The organism is Pseudomonas juntendi, assembly GCF_009932375.1.
In the GTDB taxonomy this organism is placed as follows: domain Bacteria; phylum Pseudomonadota; class Gammaproteobacteria; order Pseudomonadales; family Pseudomonadaceae; genus Aquipseudomonas; species Aquipseudomonas juntendi.
In genome coordinates this window covers 28,492-46,001 of the sequence record NZ_BLJG01000104.1, presented here as the reverse complement: position 1 = coordinate 46,001, position 17,510 = coordinate 28,492, and the positions used below count along the sequence as shown (strand labels likewise).

13 protein-coding genes are annotated in these 17,510 nt (G+C 65.8%); 9 read left to right on the top strand and 4 right to left on the bottom strand.

What is annotated here, in order from left to right; translation table 11 throughout:
- The first annotated feature begins 25 nt into the window (after nucleotides 1-25).
- The 3 genes from GYA94_RS14530 (at nucleotide 26) to GYA94_RS14520 (ending at nucleotide 4,126) form a co-directional block, all read left to right on the top strand.
- Nucleotides 26-1,573 carry an AMP-binding protein gene (locus GYA94_RS14530; protein ID WP_161892559.1) on the top strand — a complete coding sequence of 516 codons (1,548 nt, stop codon included), beginning with the start codon at nucleotides 26-28 and terminating at the stop codon, nucleotides 1,571-1,573.
- Nucleotides 1,574-1,587: 14 nt separating this feature from the next.
- Complete coding sequence (locus tag GYA94_RS14525; protein ID WP_110678352.1) at nucleotides 1,588-2,751, top strand: acyl-CoA dehydrogenase family protein; 1,164 nt, start codon at nucleotides 1,588-1,590, stop codon at nucleotides 2,749-2,751.
- A 64-nt stretch (nucleotides 2,752-2,815) separates the two neighbouring features.
- Nucleotides 2,816-4,126, top strand: coding sequence for an MFS transporter (locus GYA94_RS14520; RefSeq protein WP_161892558.1), 1,311 nt, complete (start codon nucleotides 2,816-2,818; stop codon nucleotides 4,124-4,126).
- Here GYA94_RS14520 and GYA94_RS14515 read toward each other — a convergent pair.
- Nucleotides 4,111-5,073 (bottom strand): LysR family transcriptional regulator, encoded by a 963-nt coding sequence (locus GYA94_RS14515; RefSeq protein ID WP_110678356.1) that lies wholly within the window; start codon nucleotides 5,071-5,073, stop codon nucleotides 4,111-4,113. The genes GYA94_RS14520 and GYA94_RS14515 overlap by 16 nt on opposite strands.
- Nucleotides 5,074-5,222: 149 nt before the next feature.
- On the opposite strand from GYA94_RS14515, the gene GYA94_RS14510 reads away from it, so the two are divergent.
- Nucleotides 5,223-6,560, top strand: coding sequence for a DUF1329 domain-containing protein (locus GYA94_RS14510; protein ID WP_161892557.1), 1,338 nt, complete (start codon nucleotides 5,223-5,225; stop codon nucleotides 6,558-6,560).
- Between the two features lie 90 nt (nucleotides 6,561-6,650).
- Here GYA94_RS14510 and GYA94_RS14505 read toward each other — a convergent pair whose 3' ends face one another.
- Both GYA94_RS14505 and GYA94_RS14500 read right to left on the bottom strand, forming a co-directional pair.
- Nucleotides 6,651-8,609, bottom strand: coding sequence for an alkyl/aryl-sulfatase (locus tag GYA94_RS14505; RefSeq protein ID WP_161892556.1), 1,959 nt, complete (start codon nucleotides 8,607-8,609; stop codon nucleotides 6,651-6,653).
- A gap of 106 nt (nucleotides 8,610-8,715) precedes the next feature.
- A complete protein-coding gene (locus GYA94_RS14500; protein ID WP_110678362.1) occupies nucleotides 8,716-9,615 on the bottom strand; it encodes a LysR family transcriptional regulator in 900 nt (299 codons plus the stop codon).
- 100 nt (nucleotides 9,616-9,715) lie between these two features.
- Between GYA94_RS14500 and GYA94_RS14495 the strand changes: the two genes are divergently transcribed.
- From GYA94_RS14495 to GYA94_RS14475, 5 genes are all read left to right on the top strand, one after another.
- A complete protein-coding gene (locus GYA94_RS14495) occupies nucleotides 9,716-10,954 on the top strand; it encodes a 3-hydroxyacyl-CoA dehydrogenase (protein ID WP_161892555.1) in 1,239 nt (412 codons plus the stop codon).
- Nucleotides 10,951-12,738: an acyl-CoA dehydrogenase C-terminal domain-containing protein gene (locus tag GYA94_RS14490; protein ID WP_161892554.1), complete on the top strand. Its 1,788-nt coding sequence runs from the start codon at nucleotides 10,951-10,953 to the stop codon at nucleotides 12,736-12,738. The genes GYA94_RS14495 and GYA94_RS14490 overlap by 4 nt, the downstream gene beginning before the upstream one ends.
- A 41-nt stretch (nucleotides 12,739-12,779) precedes the next feature.
- Nucleotides 12,780-13,943, top strand: coding sequence for an iron-containing alcohol dehydrogenase (locus GYA94_RS14485; RefSeq protein WP_110678368.1), 1,164 nt, complete (start codon nucleotides 12,780-12,782; stop codon nucleotides 13,941-13,943).
- A 2-nt stretch (nucleotides 13,944-13,945) separates the two neighbouring features.
- Nucleotides 13,946-14,380, top strand: a complete 435-nt coding sequence (locus GYA94_RS14480) for an acyl-CoA thioesterase (protein WP_161892553.1) — start codon at nucleotides 13,946-13,948, stop codon at nucleotides 14,378-14,380.
- A gap of 180 nt (nucleotides 14,381-14,560) precedes the next feature.
- On the top strand, nucleotides 14,561-16,414 hold the full coding sequence (locus GYA94_RS14475) for a DUF1302 domain-containing protein (RefSeq protein ID WP_161892552.1): 1,854 nt from the start codon (nucleotides 14,561-14,563) through the stop codon (nucleotides 16,412-16,414).
- A 34-nt stretch (nucleotides 16,415-16,448) separates the two neighbouring features.
- Here the strand turns inward: GYA94_RS14475 and GYA94_RS14470 are convergent, their stop codons facing one another.
- Complete coding sequence (locus GYA94_RS14470) at nucleotides 16,449-17,126, bottom strand: DsbA family protein (protein ID WP_161892551.1); 678 nt, start codon at nucleotides 17,124-17,126, stop codon at nucleotides 16,449-16,451.
- Between the last annotated feature and the right edge of the window lie 384 nt (nucleotides 17,127-17,510).

Genomic DNA, 17,510 nt, shown 5'->3' with positions numbered 1-17,510 from the left:
TCTTTCTGTCGACGAGAACAATAACGTGAACCTTGGATCGATCATTACCCGAAGTGCCCGCTACTGGGCGGACCACATCGCCGTGGCGGACAGCCAGACGCGCCTGACCTACGCGCAGTTGGAACGGCGCAGCAACCGCCTGGCGTCAGCGCTGGGTACGCTTGGCGTGGGCGTTGGCGAGCATGTGGCGATTCTTGCCGCCAACCGCGTGGAACTGGTCGAAGCGGAAGTGGCGCTGTACAAGGCGGCGATGGTCAAGGTGCCGATCAATGCGCGGCTGTCGGTGGATGAAGTGGTGCGGGTACTGGAAGACTCCTGCACTGTCGCACTGATCACCGACGCGCGCTTTGCCGAGTTGCTGGCTGCCCGACGCGCGGAGTTGCCGCTGCTGCGCCAGCTGATCGTGCTGGACGGCCAAGGGGGCGACCTGGGCTATTGCGCGTTGCTGCAGCTTGGCAGCGAGGCACCGCTGGGGCTGGACCCGGCCGACGATGCGCTGGCCGTGCTGCATTACACCTCTGGCAGCTCGGGCGTGCTCAAGGCCGCGATGCTGTCGTTCGGCAACCGCAAGGCGCTGGTGCGCAAGAGCATTGCCAGCCCCATACGCCGCTCCGGGCCGGGCGACGTCATGGCCCACGTGGGGCCTATCACCCATGCCAGCGGCATGCAGATCATGCCGCTACTGGCGGTGGGCGCCTGCAACCTGTTGCTTGATCGGTATGACGACCGCCTGTTGCTGGAAACCATCCAGCGCGAGCGGGTTACGCGGCTGTTCCTAGTACCGGCAATGATCAATCGCCTGGTCAACTACCCCGGCGTCGAACACTTCGACCTGTCCAGCCTGAAGCTGGTCATGTATGGCGCCGCACCCATGGCCCCGGCCCTGGTGAAAAAGGCCATCGAACTGTTCGGGCCAATCCTCGTACAAGGCTACGGCGCCGGGGAAACCTGCTCGCTGGTCACTGTGCTGACCGAGCAGGACCATTTGGTGGAAGACGGCAATTACCAGCGCCTGGCCTCTTGCGGGCGGTGCTACTTCGAGACCGACCTGCGGGTAGTCAACGAAGCCTTCGAGGATGTAGCCCCCGGTGAAGTTGGCGAGATCGTGGTCAAGGGCCCGGACGTGATGCAGGGCTATTGGCGCGCCCCGGCGCTCACCGCCGAAGTGATGCGCGACGGTTATTACCTCACGGGCGACCTGGCCACGGTCGATGCACAGGGGTACCTGTTCATTGTCGACCGCAAGAAGGAAATGATCATCTCCGGCGGGTTCAACGTGTACCCCAGCGAGGTGGAGCAGGTGATCTACGGCTTCCCCGAGGTGTTCGAGGTGGCGGTGGTCGGCGTGCCGGACCCGCAGTGGGGCGAAGCGGTGCGTGCGGTGGTGGTGCTCAAGGCGGGCGCACAGCTGCAGGTCGATGAGCTGATCGAGCGTTGCGGCCGGGCGCTGGCCGGTTTCAAGAAGCCGCGCGGCGTCGATTTTGTCAGCGAACTGCCAAAAAACCCTAATGGCAAGGTGGTGCGCCGCCTGGTCCGGGACACCTACTGGCAACACAGCGAACGTCGCATCTGACCAGGAGCATGACCATGTACCAACCCAGTGCCAAAGCTGCGCAGATTATCGAAGCAATCGAAGGTTTCGTCCGTGACCAGGTACGCCCGCTGGAGCAGCAAGCCCAGCTGGACTGGGCGCGCCCGCATCCGCAACCAGTGCTGCGCCAGGTGTGGAAGCTCGCCAGCGAGCAGGGCCTTTACACCGTCATGCTGCCTGAAAGCATGGGCGGTGCCGGCCTGAACGTGGCCGACCTGTGCGCGGTCAAGGAGGCCACGGTGCTGACCGGCTCCATGTTGGCCTCACACGTGTTGGGCGAGCTGTCGGGGCCGCCGCGGGTCGGCCACCTGTTCAAGGTGGCAAGCCCCTACCAGGTCGAGCGCTTTCTCAAGCCGGTGTGCAGTGCTGAAAAGGCCGTGTGCTTCGCCCTGACCGAAGCCGAGGCCGGCTCCGACGCCACCGCCATCAGCACCCAGGCACGTCGCGACGGCGACCACTATGTGCTCAGCGGCAGCAAGCGGTACATCTCCGGAGCCACGTACGCCGACCTGGCCGTGTTGCTGGCGGTGACCGGGCCAGGGAAGGGCGCCGAGGGTATTTCGGCATTCTTCGTCGACCTTGACGCCCCAGGGGTGCGCATCAACAGCGATTATGCGGTGATGTCTGGTGGCGGTGCCCATGGCGACATCCTGCTCGATCAGGTGCGTGTGCCGGCGGCCAACCTGATCGGCGAGGAGGGGCAGGGGTTCAAACTGGCCATGGGGCGGATCACCCTCAACCGCCTGCTGCATTGCCCGACCCTGCTGGGGATGGCCGGCTTGGCCCTGAACCTGTCGATCGAGCATGCGCGCAGCCGCAAGCAGTTCGGCCAGCCCATTGCCATGTTCCAGGCGGTCAACCACATGATCGCCGACATGGCCACCGAGCTGCACGCTGCGCGCAGCATGGTGTACGCCACGGCCCAGGTGAACGATGCCGGGGGCGATATCCGCACCCAGGCGCCGATGTGCAAATTGTTCGTCTCCGAGGCGGCGTTCCGCATCGCCGACAAGGCGGTGCAGGTGCACGGCGGTGCCGGGCTGTTGCAGGGCCACCCAGTGGAGTGGATATTCCGCGCCACGCGGATGATGCGGATCCTCACCGGCACCAGCGAGATCCAGCGCAACACCATCGCCAAAGGGGTGCTGATGCCTGCCTGACCGATGGGCCGCCCTGTCGGCGGCCTTTTTGCATCGCCCCACAACAATAACAAGAGTACTCCCCATGACTGCGGATTCTTCCCTGCCCAACCCCCGTACCGCCTGGCTGGTGGCCGCGCTGCTGGCCCTGCTGATGCTGGTCAACTTTCTCGACAAGGTGGTCATCGGCCTGGTAGCGGTGCCGATGAGCGCCGAACTGGGCCTGACGGCTACCGAGTTCGGCCTGATCGGCGGCGCCTTGCACTGGTTCTTCGCGATCTCCGCCGTGGTCGGTGGCTTCATGGCCAACCGGCGCCCCACCCGCACCTTGCTGCTGGGCATGGGCCTGTTCTGGGCGCTGATCCAGCTGCCCATGCTGTTCGCCACCTCACTGTGGGCCATCGTTGCCTGCCGGGTGCTGCTGGGCATCGGTGAGGGGCCGGCATCGCCGGTGGCCACCCATGCACTGTACAAGTGGTTCCCCAACGACCGACGCAACCTGCCAGTGGCCCTGCTGCATGCCGGCAGTGCCATGGGGCTGCTGGTGGCAGGGGCGATGATCCCCTGGGTCAGCCTGCATTACGGCTGGCGGACCAATTTCATCATCCTGGCGCTGATCGGCCTGCTGTGGAGCCTGCTGTGGTGGCGGCTGGGCCAGGAGGGCACCCTCGAGCGCCTGCGCGCCAGCCAGCTCAAGGCCGATGAACCGGCTATTCCCTATCGCCGGCTGCTGGGGGACCCCAGCGTGCTGGGCAACTACCTGTGCCACTTTGCCGCCAACTGGTCGTTGGCGCTCACGCTGACCTGGGTGCCCAGCTACCTCCAGGTTGGCCTGGGTATCGACCCGCTGCAGACCGGCCGCCTCTTCGTGATGTTCGTGGTCGTGACCACGCCGCTGAGCTTGCTACTGGCCTGGTTCTCCCAGCGCCTGATGCGTCGCCGCGTGCCGTCACGTGTGGCACGCGGCGTGTTCGTTTCAGTGTGCCTGATACTGGCTGGCCTGTTGTCGGCGTCGCTGATGCTGCCTGGCCTCAGTACAGTAGCAAGGGTTGCCGCGCTGACGCTCAGTGGGGGCCTGGCGCTGGTGATGTATTCCGTGGGCCCGGCCATGCTCGCCGAGTTCACCCCGGCGGCCCAGCGCGGCGGCATCCTCGCCATGGGCAATGGCATTGCCTCGTTGGCCGGGCTGGCAGCACCGCTGGTGACGGGCTTGCTGGTTCAAGGCGCGGGCAGCGCACACCCGGCGGGGTATGCCCAAGGCTTTCTGGTATGTGGCGCGGTGCTAGTAGTGGCCGGGCTTGTGGGGGTGGCCACGCTGAACCCGCAGCTGACCCAGCAGCGCCTGCGCGTGCCGGTTGCCGCTGGCGGGAAGGCGCGCGCTCAGACCGCTAGCTGAGCGCCGGGCATGGCCTCCAGCGGCTGCGCTTCTTTGCCGATCAATTCGCCTCGCCAGCGGCCGCTGTTGACCAGGTCGATCAGCACGCTGCGCACCAGGTCGCGCAGGCAACCGGCGGCGAACGACAGGGGCTTGTGCTGGGAGTGCGCCAGGGCAATGGTGCGGCTGATGGCCGGTTCGACGATACGCCGCGCCGCCGTGGGTTCCAGCAATGTGCTCAGTGGCGGCCAGTTGCTGATGGTCGCAGCCAGGCCCGCGCGCACCAGGCTGGCGATGCCGGGCGCCGATTGCTGTTCGTAGGCGGCGGCCAGGGGCACGGCGGCCTGCATCGCCGCTTGCTCTATGCGCCGGCGCAGGTGCAGCGTTCTGGGCGGCAGCACCAGCCGGGTGGCTGCGGCTTCGGCGAGGCTGATGGTGTCGGGGGTGCCAGGGGCTGATGCACCGACCCAGTACAGCGCCTCGGTGAAGATCGGCTCGGCCTCGACATGCTCGAGTTCTTCGGCATTGGGTACCACGCCGAAGTCCACCTTGCCCAGCTCGATGGCCTGGCCGCCTTCACGGCTGAGGCCATCCCACACGGTCAGCGTCACGCCGGGGAAGCGCTGTTCGGCGCGCCTGAGAATTTCCGGCAACAGCAGGTCGGCGGCCGTGGCCGGAATGGAGATGGCCACATGGCCCTTGGGGTCGCCGCGGCTGGATTTCAGCTCATCCTTCACCGAGTCCAGTTTCTGTACCACTTGCCGGGCCACCTCGTAGAGCTGGCGCCCGGCATCGGTCAGGGCAATGCCATCGTGCTGGCGGTCGAGCAACTGCATTTCCAGTTCACTTTCCAGCAGGCCGATCTGCCTGCTCAGCGCCGGCTGGGCAATGTAGGCGCGACGTGCAGCCGAAGAGAAGCTGCCAGCGTCGACGATGGCGATCAGATAGCGGAGCTGTTTCAAGGTCATCGGAGCGGTTCCAAGGGTATGCCGAACTGATATGGCACGTATCCGAACACGTTATTTGTGGGGTTCGGAGCGCGGCTCCTAGTATCACCCCGAAAGCGCTTGCCAAAGCAAGCCGGCCAGGACCACACAACAACAAGAGGCCAAGCCCGATGAAGCCATTTGCCCTGCTGCGCAGCACCCTGTGCATCAACGCCAGCCTGCTGAGCCTGTGCGTGGCGGCCGCGCCACTGCCCGTAGACTTGACGCCGGTGGGGGCCGAACGCGGGCCCAGTAGTGACGGCCGCATTCCGGCCTGGAACGGCGGCCTGCACGCGGGACAAGTGTCGCTGACGGTCAACGGCACGCCACTGGACCCCTATGCCGATGAGCGGCCGCTGTATGTGATCAGCGCCAGCAACTACACCCAGTACCGCGAACAGTTGACCGCGGGGCAGGTGGCCTTGATGCAGCGTTATCCCAAGTCGTTTCGCCTGCTGGTGTACCCCTCGCATCGCAGTGTCGCGGTGCCGCCACGTGTCAGCGAGTGGGCCCGGCACAATGCCGCCAGCGCCCGCCTGGTCAATCACGGCAACGGCGTGGCGGGCTTCGCCGGCGTGGTGGCATTCCCCCGGCCGGGCAATGGCCTGCAGGTGTTGTGGAACCACCTCACGCGGCCGCGCAACGGCAGCTACAGCCTGGCCTCGGACAGCATTACCCCGCGTGGTGATGGCCGCTTCGCAACGATCAGCCTGCAACAGAACTTCGCCCGCCCTGACGGGCTGGAAGGCGGCCAGGCGGGCAACGTGCTGTATTACCTGAGTTACCGCATGACCGCGCCGTCGCGCCTGGCGGGCGATGCCGTGGTGCTGCACGAAACCCTCGACCAGGTGGCCCAACCGCGCCTCTCGTGGCTGTACAGCAGCAGCCAGCGGCGGGTGCGTCGCGCCCCGGCGCTGGCCTATGACAGCATCACCCCGGGCACGGCCGGCCTGCGCACCGCCGACAGCCGCGACATGTTCAACGGCGCCCCGGACCTCTACCAGTGGACCCTCGTCGGCAAGAAGGCCCTGCACGTACCGTATAACAGCTACCGTCTGGCTTCGCCGCTGCTCGGTTATGCCGCGCTGATCGGGCCTGGCCATGTCAACCCGCAACCCACACGCTACGAACTGCACCGGGTGTGGGAAGTGGTGGGCACCCTCAAGCCTGGGGCGAAGCACCTGTACGCCAGCCGCCGCTATTACCTGGACGAAGACAGCTGGGCCATCCTCGAGGCGGATTTCTTCGACCACGAGGGCCGGCTGTGGCGCACCGCCCAGGCGCACAGTTACTACCACGTCACGGGCCAGGCGCTGGTCAATGCCATGGAGGCGATCTATGACCTGCGCACTGGCCGCTACCAGCTGTCTGGCCTGACCAACGAGCAGCCCAGGCCATACGTCTTCGACGTACGCACCCATGCGTCCTACTTCTCCCCCGGGGCATTGCGCAGCCAAGGGTTGCGTTGAAACAGGCCCCTCATCGCTTCCGAGCACCGTCATACCCTTTGCAAGCGCCAGGTTTAGCGCCGCTCGTCTCAGGGCGGCGCTGTTGGTTATTCAAGGGGTGACGATATTGAAACGCCCGTCAGGCTCGTCCAGCCCTGCCATGAAACGCATGAACTTGACGCGCTCACCCCTGATGGCGATATCACCCACGGTTGCTTCCTTGAGAAAGCCGGTCTGCTTCAGGGCGATGCGGTCCAGGGTCGCCTTGCTCATGTTCACTTCGACATCTGCCTGCCCATGGCGGGTGTGGTCGCGGTGGGTGAGCACCCCGTTACGCAGGGTCAAGGCGTAGTCGTCGTTCAGGTCGGTGAAGTGCCAGTTGATGGTCAGGTCCTGCTCGGCTGCCTTGGCGGCATCCACGCGCACACCCAGGTAGTCGAAGAACAGCGTCGGGGTCAGGGCGCGTATCAGGTCGTCCGCGCTGCCGCCTTTGCTGGCGGCAGGTGCCACGCCGTTGCGCAGCTCTTGCGCACCGGTCAGGTACGCGTTGCGCCAGGTGGCGTTTTCGCTCTGATAGCCCAGTTGCTCCAGGGCGTCGGCCTGCAGCTCGCGCGCGGCGCGGTTGTCGGGCTGGGCGAACACCAGGTGCCGCGTCAGCTCGGCAACCCAGCGGTAATCACCGCTGCTATAGGCCTCACGGGCCAGGGTCAGCACCCGCTCGGCGCCACCCAGGGCCTTTACGTAATGCGTACCGGCTTCGCCAGGCGGCAAAGGGTCCAGGGTTGCCGGGTTGCCGTCGTAAAAGCCCATGTAGCGCTGATACACCGCCCGCACGTTATGGCTGAGCGAGCCGTAGTAGTCGCGGCTGTACCATTTGCTGGCCAGCCGGGGCGGCAAGCTGGTCAGCTCGGCGGCGATTTCGGTAGGGCCCAGGCCGCGGTTGATCAGGCGCAGGGTCTGGCTGTCGATGAAGGCGTACATGCCGCGCTGATCGGCCAGGTAGTCGCGTATCGCCGCGCTGCCCCAGGTTGGCCAGTGGTGCTGGGCAAACACCACGTCGGCCTGCTCGCCATAGCGCACCAGCGACTGGTCGAGGTAGTGCGCCCACACCTTGGCATCGCGCACCTGGGCACCGCGCAGGGTCAGCACGTTGTGCTGCACGTGGGTGGCGTTCTCGGCCATGCACAAGGCCTTGAACTGCGGAAACCACAGGTTCATTTCAGCCGGCGCCTCGGTGCCAGGGGTGAGCTGGAACTCAATGTCGACCCCGTCGATGCGCAGGGTCTCGAAGGACTGTTCGATCAGCCGGGTCGGGGCGATCAGGCTGACCGTGGCATTGGCTGGCACGCCTTTGCCGAGGCCGGCATCCACCTGGCCGCGTGGCCCGCGGGGCAGTGGCGCGCCGTACATGTACTGCGCACGGCGCTTCATTGCCGGGCCGGCCAGCACGTTTTCGCTGACGGCATGTTCGAAGAACCCTTGTGGGGCGATGACCTGTACCTTACCGGCCTTGACGTCCGCCTCGTCGACCACCCCACGTACCCCGCCGAAGTGATCGACGTGCGGGTGGGTGTAGATCACCGCCACCACCGGCCGCTGCGGGCGATGGCGCATGTACATGGCCAGCCCGGCCCGGGCGGTTTCCACCGACAGCAGCGGGTCCATCACGATCAGGCCGTGCTCGCCTTCGATCAGGGTCATGTTGGCCAGGTCCAGGCCGCGCACCTGGTAGATGCCCTCGCGGACCTTGTATAACCCGGCAAGGGTGTTGAGCTGGGCCATGCGCCACAGGCTCGGGTTGACCGTGGCCGGTGCATGGCCTGCCAGGAAGGCGTAGCGCTGCAGGTCCCAGACGGTCTTGCCGGCGGCATTGACCACGGGCTGGTCGACGGCTTCGAGCAGGCCGCGGCGGGCATTGTCGAAGTCGCTGCGGTCGTCGAAGGGCAGGCGCTGCAACCATTGCTGGTTGCTTTGGCGGGTGAACTCGCTGGCTTGCTTGGCCGGCTCGGCGGCCAGCGTTGCGTGGGGCAACGCCAGGGCCAGCAGGCAGGGCAGGGTGCGCAGGTGCATGGGGTGGTCCTTATTGTTCTGTTCTGAGGGCAAACACTCTAAGGACAGAGCTCGCTGGCGAACCAATACCACTCTTGCATGGCTCCCCATGCCCAATTGCGATGGCTTAGCCAGCACCGATGTCCATGATGCGCGCCACCAGCCAGGCCAAAGCCGGGTCGTGCTGACGATGGGCAAGGTACACCAGCTCCAGTTGGAAAGGCTGCAGGGCGAACGGCAGCTCGAACACCTGCAATGGCAGCAGCCTGGCGAAATGGCGGGCCAAGGCGGTAGGCAGCACCACGCACAGGTCGGAGCTGGCGGCCAGGTGCGCGGCCTGCAGGTAATTGGGCGTGGTGTAGACGATGCGCCGGGCCAGACCCTGTTCCCCCAGCCATTGGTCGACCATGCCACGCGTCTGGCCGCCGTGCACCCACAAGTGGCGCAGGGCGAGAAACGCCTCAAGGTCGAGTGTGCCCTGCACGTCGGGGTGGCCCTGGCGCACCGCCACGTGCAGGGTTTCGCTGCGCCAGTGGCGCCGTTCGTAGCGGGCGGGCACGTCATCGAAGCGCCCCAGCACCAGGTCGAGTTCGCCCCGGTCGAGGGCTTCGGCAGGCAGGTTGGGCGCCAGGTGCAGCACATCCACGCGCAAGTGCGGGGCCTGGGTTTGCAAGGTGGCCAGCAACTTTGGCATGCACAGCTGTTCAGCGAAATCGGTCAGAGCGATGCGCAGTTGCCGGTGGCTAAGCCTGGGGTCGAAGCGGTCACCAGCGCCAAGGGTTTGTTCGATCTGCAGCAAGGCCGCGCGAATCGGGCCTTCCAGGGCCAGGGCGCGCGGGGTGGGGCGCATGCGCCGGCCGACGCGCACCAGCAGCGGGTCGCCCAGCAGGTCGCGCAGGCGTGCCAGCGCATTGCTGACCGTCGGCTGGGTCAACGCCAGGCGCTCGGCGGCCCGCGACACGTTCTGTTCGCGCAGCAGCATGTCCAGCACGCGAAGCAGGTTGAGGTCGAAGTTGGCAATATTCATGCAAAAAATACATGGGATGGAAAATGAGAATTTCAAAAATAGTAGGCGCCTGACTAGGGTGAGGGCAATGCCTTCACAACTCGAATCAGGAGCGTCACCCGTGAGTACCCTCTACAACATTCAGCAGGTGGCGGTGATCGGCGCCGGCACCATGGGCCGTGGCATCGTCATCAGCCTTGCCCGTGCAGGCCTTGCAGTGCAGTGGCTGGACAACGACCCCGGCGCCACCGAAGCAGGCCTGGCCATGATTGCGCAAACCTGGGCACAACAGGTTGCCAAAGGCCGCATCGCTCAGGCCGAAGCTGATGCTTGCCTGGCGCGCGTGCACCCGGTCATGGCCTATGACGACCTCGCCGCAGCCGACCTGGTGATCGAAGCGGTGTACGAGAGCCTGGCGCTCAAGCAGGCCATCTTCCGTACTCTGGACAGCACGCTCAAGGCCGACGCCATCCTGGCCAGCAACACCTCGGCGTTGGACATCGACGCCATCGCGGCGGTGACCCGCCGGCCCGAACAGGTGCTGGGGCTGCATTTCTTCAGCCCGGCCCATGTGATGAGGCTGCTGGAGGTGGTGCGCGGGGCGCGCACGTCGCCGGCGGTGCTCGACGCGGCCCAGGCCCTCGGCCAGCGCATGGGCAAGGAAGTGGTGGTGGCCGGCAACTGCCCGGGTTTCATCGGCAACCGCATGCTCGCCAGCTATGTGGCCGAGGCGCGCAAGCTGCTGCTCGAAGGCGCCACGCCGCGGCAGGTGGACGGTGCGCTGCAGGCGTTCGGCATGGCCATGGGCCCGTTTCGCATGTACGACGTGGTCGGCCTCGACCTGGAGTGGCGAGCGCGCCAGCTGGCTGGTAACGGCATGGATGCGCCGCTGGTACAGGTCGACAATGCGCTGTGTGCGCTCGGGCGGTTCGGCCAGAAAAGCGGCCAGGGCTATTACCGTTATACCCCCGGCAGCCGTGAAGCCGGGCACGACCCCGAAGTCGACGCGCTGGTGCTCAAGGTCGCCCAGGACCTTGGCGTGCGCCGGCGCCCGATCGACGACGAGGAAATCCGCGAACGCTGCCTGCTGGCACTGGTCAACGAAGGCGCGAAAATTCTTGAGGAAACGGTGGCGGGTTGCAGCACTGACATCGACCGGGTGTACCTGCATGGCTATGGTTTCCCGCACCAGGCCGGCGGGCCGATGCATTGGGCCGACCAGCAGGGCCTGAGCTTGCTGCTGGCGCGGCTGGAACGCCTTCAGGGGCTGTTCGGCGAGCATTGGCGCCCGGCCGGGTTGTTGATGCGCCTGGTGGCCGAGGGCAAACGACTGGCCGACGTCCGAGGAGGCCGTGCATGAACTACCGAGCCCCCCTGCGTGACATGCACTTCGTGCTGCACGAACTGTTCGATGTGACGGCGCACTGTGCCCGCCTGGGCAATGAACTGGACCGTGAAACCATTGACGGCATACTTGAGCAGGGTGCACGTTTCGCCGGCGAGGTGGTTGCACCGCTCAACCGCCAGGGCGATGAGCAGGGCTGCCACCTGGAGCAAGGCAGCGTGCGCACGCCCGAGGGCTTTCGCCAAGCCTACCGGCACTATGTGGAGCAGGGCTGGGGTGGCATGACCGGCCCGCTGGAGCATGGTGGGCAGGGCCTGCCGCAAATGGTTGCGGCCTGCTTCCATGAGATGCTGATGGGCGCGTCGCTGTCGTTCCGGATCTATTCCGGCCTGACCGAGGGCGCCGTGCTGGCCGTGCACCGGCATGGCAGCGCAGCACTCAAGCGCGACTACCTGGGCAAGCTGGTCAGCGGCGAATGGGCCGGCACCATGTGCCTGACCGAGCCGCAGGCCGGTACCGACCTGGCGCTGCTGCGTACCCGTGCGGAGCCGCAGGGCGATGGCAGCTACCGCATCAGCGGCAGCAAGATCTTCATCAGCGGCGGCGACCAGGACCTTACCGACAATATTGTCCACCTGGTGCTGGCGCGCCTGCCGGATGCGCCGGCCGGTGTGCGTGGCATCAGCCTGTTCCTGGTGCCCAAGTTCGAATGCGCCGCAGGCGGTGGGTTGGGCCCGCGCAATGCGCTCGAATGCGGCGCACTCGAGCACAAGATGGGCATCAAGGGCGCGGCGACCTGCGTAATGAACTTCGATGGCGCGCGCGGCTGGCTGGTGGGGGAGGCCAACCAGGGCCTGGCGTGCATGTTCACCATGATGAACGACGCGCGCTTCCAGGTCGGGCTGCAGGGGCTGGGCATCGCCGAAGCAGCCTTCCAGGGTGGCTTGGCCTATGCGCGCGAGCGCCTGCAGTCGCGCAGCCTGGCAGGGCCGGTGGCGCCCGAGCGCAGTGCCGACCCGATCATCTGCCACCCTGATGTTCGGCGCATGCTGCTGACCCAGAAAACCCTCAGCGAGGGCTGCCGCATGCTGGCGGCGTTTGCCGCCCAAGCGCTGGACCTGGAGCACGGCGCCTTGCAACCCGAGTTGCAGGCGGCCGCCGGGCGCCGGGCGGCATTGCTGATTCCCATCGTCAAGGCGTTCCTCACCGATGTTGGCCAGGAGACTGCCAGCCTGGGCGTGCAGCTGTACGGTGGGCATGGCTACATCCGTGAATGGGGCATGGAGCAGCTGATGCGTGACAGCCGCATCACCCAGTTGTACGAGGGCACCAACGGCATCCAGGCGCTGGACCTGATTCGCCGCAAGCTGCTGGGCGATGGCGGCGAGCAACTGCGCCTGTTGATCGATGAGCTACTTGAAGCGGCACGCAACTGCCGCGTTGAGGCGCTGGCCGGGATGGCCCGGGTGGTCGCCCAGCGCCTGCAGGAGTGGCGCAACCTGAGCGCCGAAGTGCTGGATGCCTGCCGCAGCGACCCCCAGGAAATAGGCGCGGTGGCGGTGGATTTCCTCGCCTATTCAGGCTACGTGCTGCTGGCCGCACTGTGGCTACGGGCGGCCGAGACCGCCAGTGCGGCCTTGGCCACAGGCAGTCGGGACCGCGCCTTCTACCAGGCCAAGTTGCACGCCGCTGCCTTCTACTGGCAGCGGGTATTGCCGCGCGCCACTGCCCACTGCGATGCCTTGCGCGGCGGCGCACAGTGCCTGATGAGCCTGGATGAAGCGCACTTCGCCTTTTGACCTGGCCCCGCTGTTCACCCACAAGAACAAGGAACATGAGCATGCAGCCTTTCAGTTTTGCCACCACCCCCCACCTGCTATGCGAAACCGGCGCCGCCGGGCGCCTGGCCCAGCTATGCAAACGCCGTGGCGTGCGCCGCGTGCTGATCGTGACCGACCCCGGAATCGTCAACCTGGGCATGCTCGATGACTTGCTGCCAGGGTTTACCCAGGCGCACCTGAGCGTGGCCATCTTCAGTGAGGTCAGCGCCGACCCCAGCCATGCCTGTGTGCTGTCGGCCGTGGGCCGGGCGCGGCATATCGGCGCCGAGCTGATCGTCGGTTTCGGCGGCGGCAGCTCGATGGATGTCGCCAAGCTGGTTGCGCTGCTGGCACACCCGGGCTGTGACCAGACCCTGGAGGCGGTCTATGGCATCGACCAGGCCAAAGGCCAGCGCCTGCCGCTGATTCAGGTACCGACCACCGCCGGGACCGGCTCGGAGGTCACCCCCGTCGCCGTGATCACCACCGGCGAGGCCGCCAAGCTGGCAGTGATCTCGCCGTTGTTGTTGCCTGACCTGGCGCTGCTCGACGCCGAGCGCACCCTGGGCCTGCCACCGGCGATCACGGCGGCCACGGGGATAGATGCCATGGTCCATGCCATCGAGGCCACCACCAGCCAGTTCAAGCGCAACCCGATGTCCAGCCTGTTGGCCCGGGAGGCGCTGACGCTGCTGGCAGGCAACCTCGACCAGGCAGTTCACAACGGTGGCAACCTGGCGGCGCGCCAGGCCATGCTGCTGGGTGCCTGCCTGGCCGGGCAGGCATTTGCCAACGCGCCGGTGGCAGCGGTGCATGCGCTGGCCTACCCGTTGGGGGCGCGCTACCACGTGCCGCACGGGTTGGCCAATGCACTGGTGCTGCCGCACGTGATGCGCTTCAACCGGCTGGCAGCGTTCGCCGACTATGCTGCGCTGGCCCCGGCACTGTTGGGCGAGCGCCTGGTGCCGGGCGGTCCGCATGAGTTGTGCAACCAGTTCATCGATGAGCTGGAGCAACTGGCGCCACGCTGCGGCCTGCCCAGCCGGCTGCGGGATGTCGGGGTACCGCGGCACAGCCTGCCATTGCTGGCCGAGGATGCCCTGCAACAGCAACGGTTGTTGGTCAACAACCCGCGCAAGGTCACGCTCGACGATGCCTTGGCCCTCTATGAGGCGGCGTTCTGACCATGGCCAGGGAACGCCCGCGGCGTGGCGCCTACCGCCACTTCCAGCCGATCACCACGCGGTGGCACGACAACGACCTGTATGGGCATGTGAACAACGTGGTGTATTACGGCTTTTTCGACAGTGCCGTGAACACCTGGCTGATCGAACACGCCGGCCTGGATGTTCACCACGACCCGGTGGTGGCTTACGTGGCAGGGTCTGCCTGCGACTACTTCGCCGCCGTCGCGTTCCCGCAGCGCATCGAGGTGGGCATTGCCGTCGAGCGGTTGGGCAGCAGTTCGGTGCATTACGCCCTGGCCGTGTTCGCCGAGGGCGAGCCCCAGGCCTGCGCCGCTGGCCGCTTCACCCATGTGTTCGTCGATCGCCGCAACAACCGCCCGGTCGCGATTCCCGCCAGATTACGCAGTGCCTTCGCCCGCCTGCTGCCGGTTTAGTTGCGCGCCGTTGCCCTTGGGCCATAACGAAGCGGCATGGCATTGATCCGAACACGCTATTTGTGAGCGTAATCAGCCCTCCCTGATACTGCCCGTCACCGACACCGCCGGCCTTGGCAGCCGGCGTGTCCGCGCTGAACCCATCATTTTCCTCATTACTAGAACAACAAGAGGTCAAGCGTGAGCGCACTCCTTCCAACCTGCCGGCGCCAGGCGCCGCTGGCGGCCCTGTGCTGCCTGCTCGCAACCCCGGTTGCGGGCGTTCAATTCGACTTTGGGCCGCTGCAAGGGCGTTTCGATTCGGCCCTGTCATTGAGCACCGCCGTCAGCACTGCCAACCCCGACAAGCAGCAGCTGCAGGCCGCCAATGGCAATGACGGGCGACGCAACTACCGGTCGGGTGACGTTTTTTCGGTGCTGTTCAAAGGCACCCATGACCTGGAGGTGCGTCGCGGTAACCTGGGTGTATTCCTGCGGGGCAGCTATTGGTACGACACTGCGCAGCGCGACCACAGCCAGCGGGCCGTCGACATCGACGACCGCAACCGCCTGGTCTCGGCGAAAACCGCAGGGGCGGAGCTGCTTGATGCCTTCGCCTACGGCCTTTATGACATTGCGGGTGAGCCCGGTTCGCTGCGTGTGGGCAAACAGGTGGTCAACTGGGGGGAAAGCTTGTTCATCCAGGGCGGGCTGAACGTGATCAACCCATTCAACCAGGCGGCGCTGCGCCGGCCGGGCGCAGAAGTGAAGGACGCCCTGGCACCGGTCAACCTGCTGTATGTCACGCAGAACCTCAACCAGGCGGTGTCTTTCGACGCCTTTTATCAGTTGGACTGGGAGCAGACCCGGCTGGAAAACTGCGCAACGTTCTTTTCCGGCAACGACTTCATGCCCGAAGGCTGCCAGGGCCTGGATGTCGGCGGGCAGGCGCTGACCAACCCGGCCGTGTCGCAGGCCCTGGCGCCGTTCGGTGTGACGCTGACGGCGGAGGGCGTACGCGTGCCGCGAGGCGCCGACCAGGATGCGCGCGACGGTGGCCAATGGGGGGTGTCGTTGCACTGGTACGTGGAACCTCTGGATACCGAGTTCGGCCTGTTCGCGGCCAATTACCACAGCCGCTCGCCCTACCTGGGCACGGTCAGCAGCCGCTATTACGCCAATGCGGGCTTTGCCCGTGAACTGTGCGGCAACATCGGCGTGGCGCTGGCCAGTTGCGGCGCGTTCATGGCGTCCGGCAACGGGCAGACCCTGGCTGGCGCGCTGCGCATGGGTACTTCGCAGTACCAGGCGCAGTACCCCGAGGACATCCGCCTGTACGGTCTGACCTTCGCCACCACCTTGCGCAACGGCGCCGCCGTGCAGGGTGAACTGAGCTACCGCCCGAACATGCCGGTGCAGCTCAACGGCAACGATGTGCTGCAGTCATTGCTCAATGCCCCTGGCCGCAGCCCGCTCAACGCCGACGGCCTGCGCCCGGCGACAGGCTACACCCCGTTCGACGGTTATCGGCGCAAGGAGGTGACCCAGGCTCAGGTATCAGTGGTGCAGGCATTCAGCCAGGTCATGGGCGCGAACCAGTTGCTGCTGATGGGCGAGGTTGGGGCGACCTATGTCGGCGGGCTGGAGGGACGGTTCGGGCCGCGTTATGGCCGTTCCGGTGCCTACGGCAACGGCGAGCTGGCCGACAACAGCCTGTGCCTGGCGATTTCGAAGAGCCCGGGCGACTGCAACAACGAGGGCTTCGTCACCGCCTTTGCCTGGGGTTACCGCCTGCGGGCGACCTGGAGCTACCCCAACCTGATCCAGGGCCTGGACATTCGCCCAGGCCTGGCCTGGGCCCACGATGTCAGGGGCTTTTCGCCGGCCGACAGTTCGGCTTTCAACGAAGGCTCGCGCTCGATCAGCTTGGGCGTGGACGTCAGCCTGGCTAGCCAGTACTGGGCCGGCCTGGCCTATACCGCTTACCTCGACGGCGATTATGGCACCCGCGGCGACCGCGATTATGTGGCGTTCAGCGTGGGCGCCAACTTCTAGAGCAGCCTGGCGGCAAACACTGTGCTCGACGGCTTCAGACTGCAGCCCGCCTGAACTGCTCGATCGTAGCGATCAGGCGTTCTGGCTGGTTGTAGAGGTCTGGCCCGCTGAAGGCATGCATGCGCTGGTCGAGCTCGACCAGCAACAGCGGCACACCATTTGCGCCCGCTTTGCGCATCAGTGCCTGCGCTTCGGTGAAGCGGGCCGAGGTTTGGCTGGCCAGTTGCTGTTGCCGGGTAAGCGCCGTGAGCAGTGCCTGCGCATCGGCCGTGAAACCCTCCTGGCCCAGGAAGTTGGCAGTGCAGGCCGCCACTACGTCGGGCGACGAGGTATCAAGGCCATCCACGTAGCGCGCTGTTTGCAGTGCCGCGTACAGCTTTGGCTCCAGCGCCTTGCCGTACCCTCGGGCCAGGGTAAGCGCACGGCTGACCGGCATTGAGTCGAACCGCAGCGAGCGGCCACCGAGAATCTGCTTGAAATACAACTCGCTGAAGGGCTGGCCGGTGAGTGAAGCGATTCGCAAGTCGTTGGCCCGGGCGAAGTGGGCAAACTCAGCGTTTATCTGCCGTGCACCTGGCCCTGCGAAAAGCTCTGTCGGGTGCATCTCCAGCTCACCGGCGAAGCGCTCTGCCAGGTGCTTCAGCGTGTCGGCGCTGGCATAGCACCAACCACAGAGCGGGTCGAACAGAAAGTGCAATTTCATAGCGGCCATCATCAGGCTCCTTGAATGTGATGGCGCCAGACTATTCGATTGGTATGCGCGGAAATAGGCGATTACACCGCACAGATTATTGCGCAAACCGGGCAAATGCTGTTCGAAAACCTGCCTGTCGCAGCCGAGCCTTTTCCCGAAAACGGTGCACGGCTTCGGCCGCCCCAGCCCCCTGCTGGGCAGCGCTACACCGTGGCTGAACTTTTGCCGGCGTTGATGGCTCTGAGCCATTCCCACAGCGCATTGTGCGCTGCGGCATCTCAGAGACCCTGTCATGTTTTCCGATGAATTCCTGGTTGCTTATGTCGTGGTCGAGGTGGTGCTGGTCGTGGCGGCTTTTGCTATCGGCGTTCACCTGACCGAGCGCTAGGGCACACAAAAGCT

What these genes read in the sequence shown, in the direction of transcription:
- GYA94_RS14525 (WP_110678352.1), top strand. Translation starts at nt 1,588, where the DNA reads ATGTACCAACCCAGTGCCAAAGCTGCGCAGATTATCGAAGCAATCGAA.
- GYA94_RS14520 (WP_161892558.1), top strand. Translation starts at nt 2,816, where the DNA reads ATGACTGCGGATTCTTCCCTGCCCAACCCCCGTACCGCCTGGCTGGTG.
- GYA94_RS14515 (WP_110678356.1), bottom strand. Translation starts at nt 5,073, where the DNA reads ATGACCTTGAAACAGCTCCGCTATCTGATCGCCATCGTCGACGCTGGC.
- GYA94_RS14510 (WP_161892557.1), top strand. Translation starts at nt 5,223, where the DNA reads ATGAAGCCATTTGCCCTGCTGCGCAGCACCCTGTGCATCAACGCCAGC.
- GYA94_RS14505 (WP_161892556.1), bottom strand. Translation starts at nt 8,609, where the DNA reads ATGCACCTGCGCACCCTGCCCTGCCTGCTGGCCCTGGCGTTGCCCCAC.
- GYA94_RS14500 (WP_110678362.1), bottom strand. Translation starts at nt 9,615, where the DNA reads ATGAATATTGCCAACTTCGACCTCAACCTGCTTCGCGTGCTGGACATG.
- GYA94_RS14490 (WP_161892554.1), top strand. Translation starts at nt 10,951, where the DNA reads ATGAACTACCGAGCCCCCCTGCGTGACATGCACTTCGTGCTGCACGAA.
- GYA94_RS14485 (WP_110678368.1), top strand. Translation starts at nt 12,780, where the DNA reads ATGCAGCCTTTCAGTTTTGCCACCACCCCCCACCTGCTATGCGAAACC.
- GYA94_RS14480 (WP_161892553.1), top strand. Translation starts at nt 13,946, where the DNA reads ATGGCCAGGGAACGCCCGCGGCGTGGCGCCTACCGCCACTTCCAGCCG.
- GYA94_RS14470 (WP_161892551.1), bottom strand. Translation starts at nt 17,126, where the DNA reads ATGGCCGCTATGAAATTGCACTTTCTGTTCGACCCGCTCTGTGGTTGG.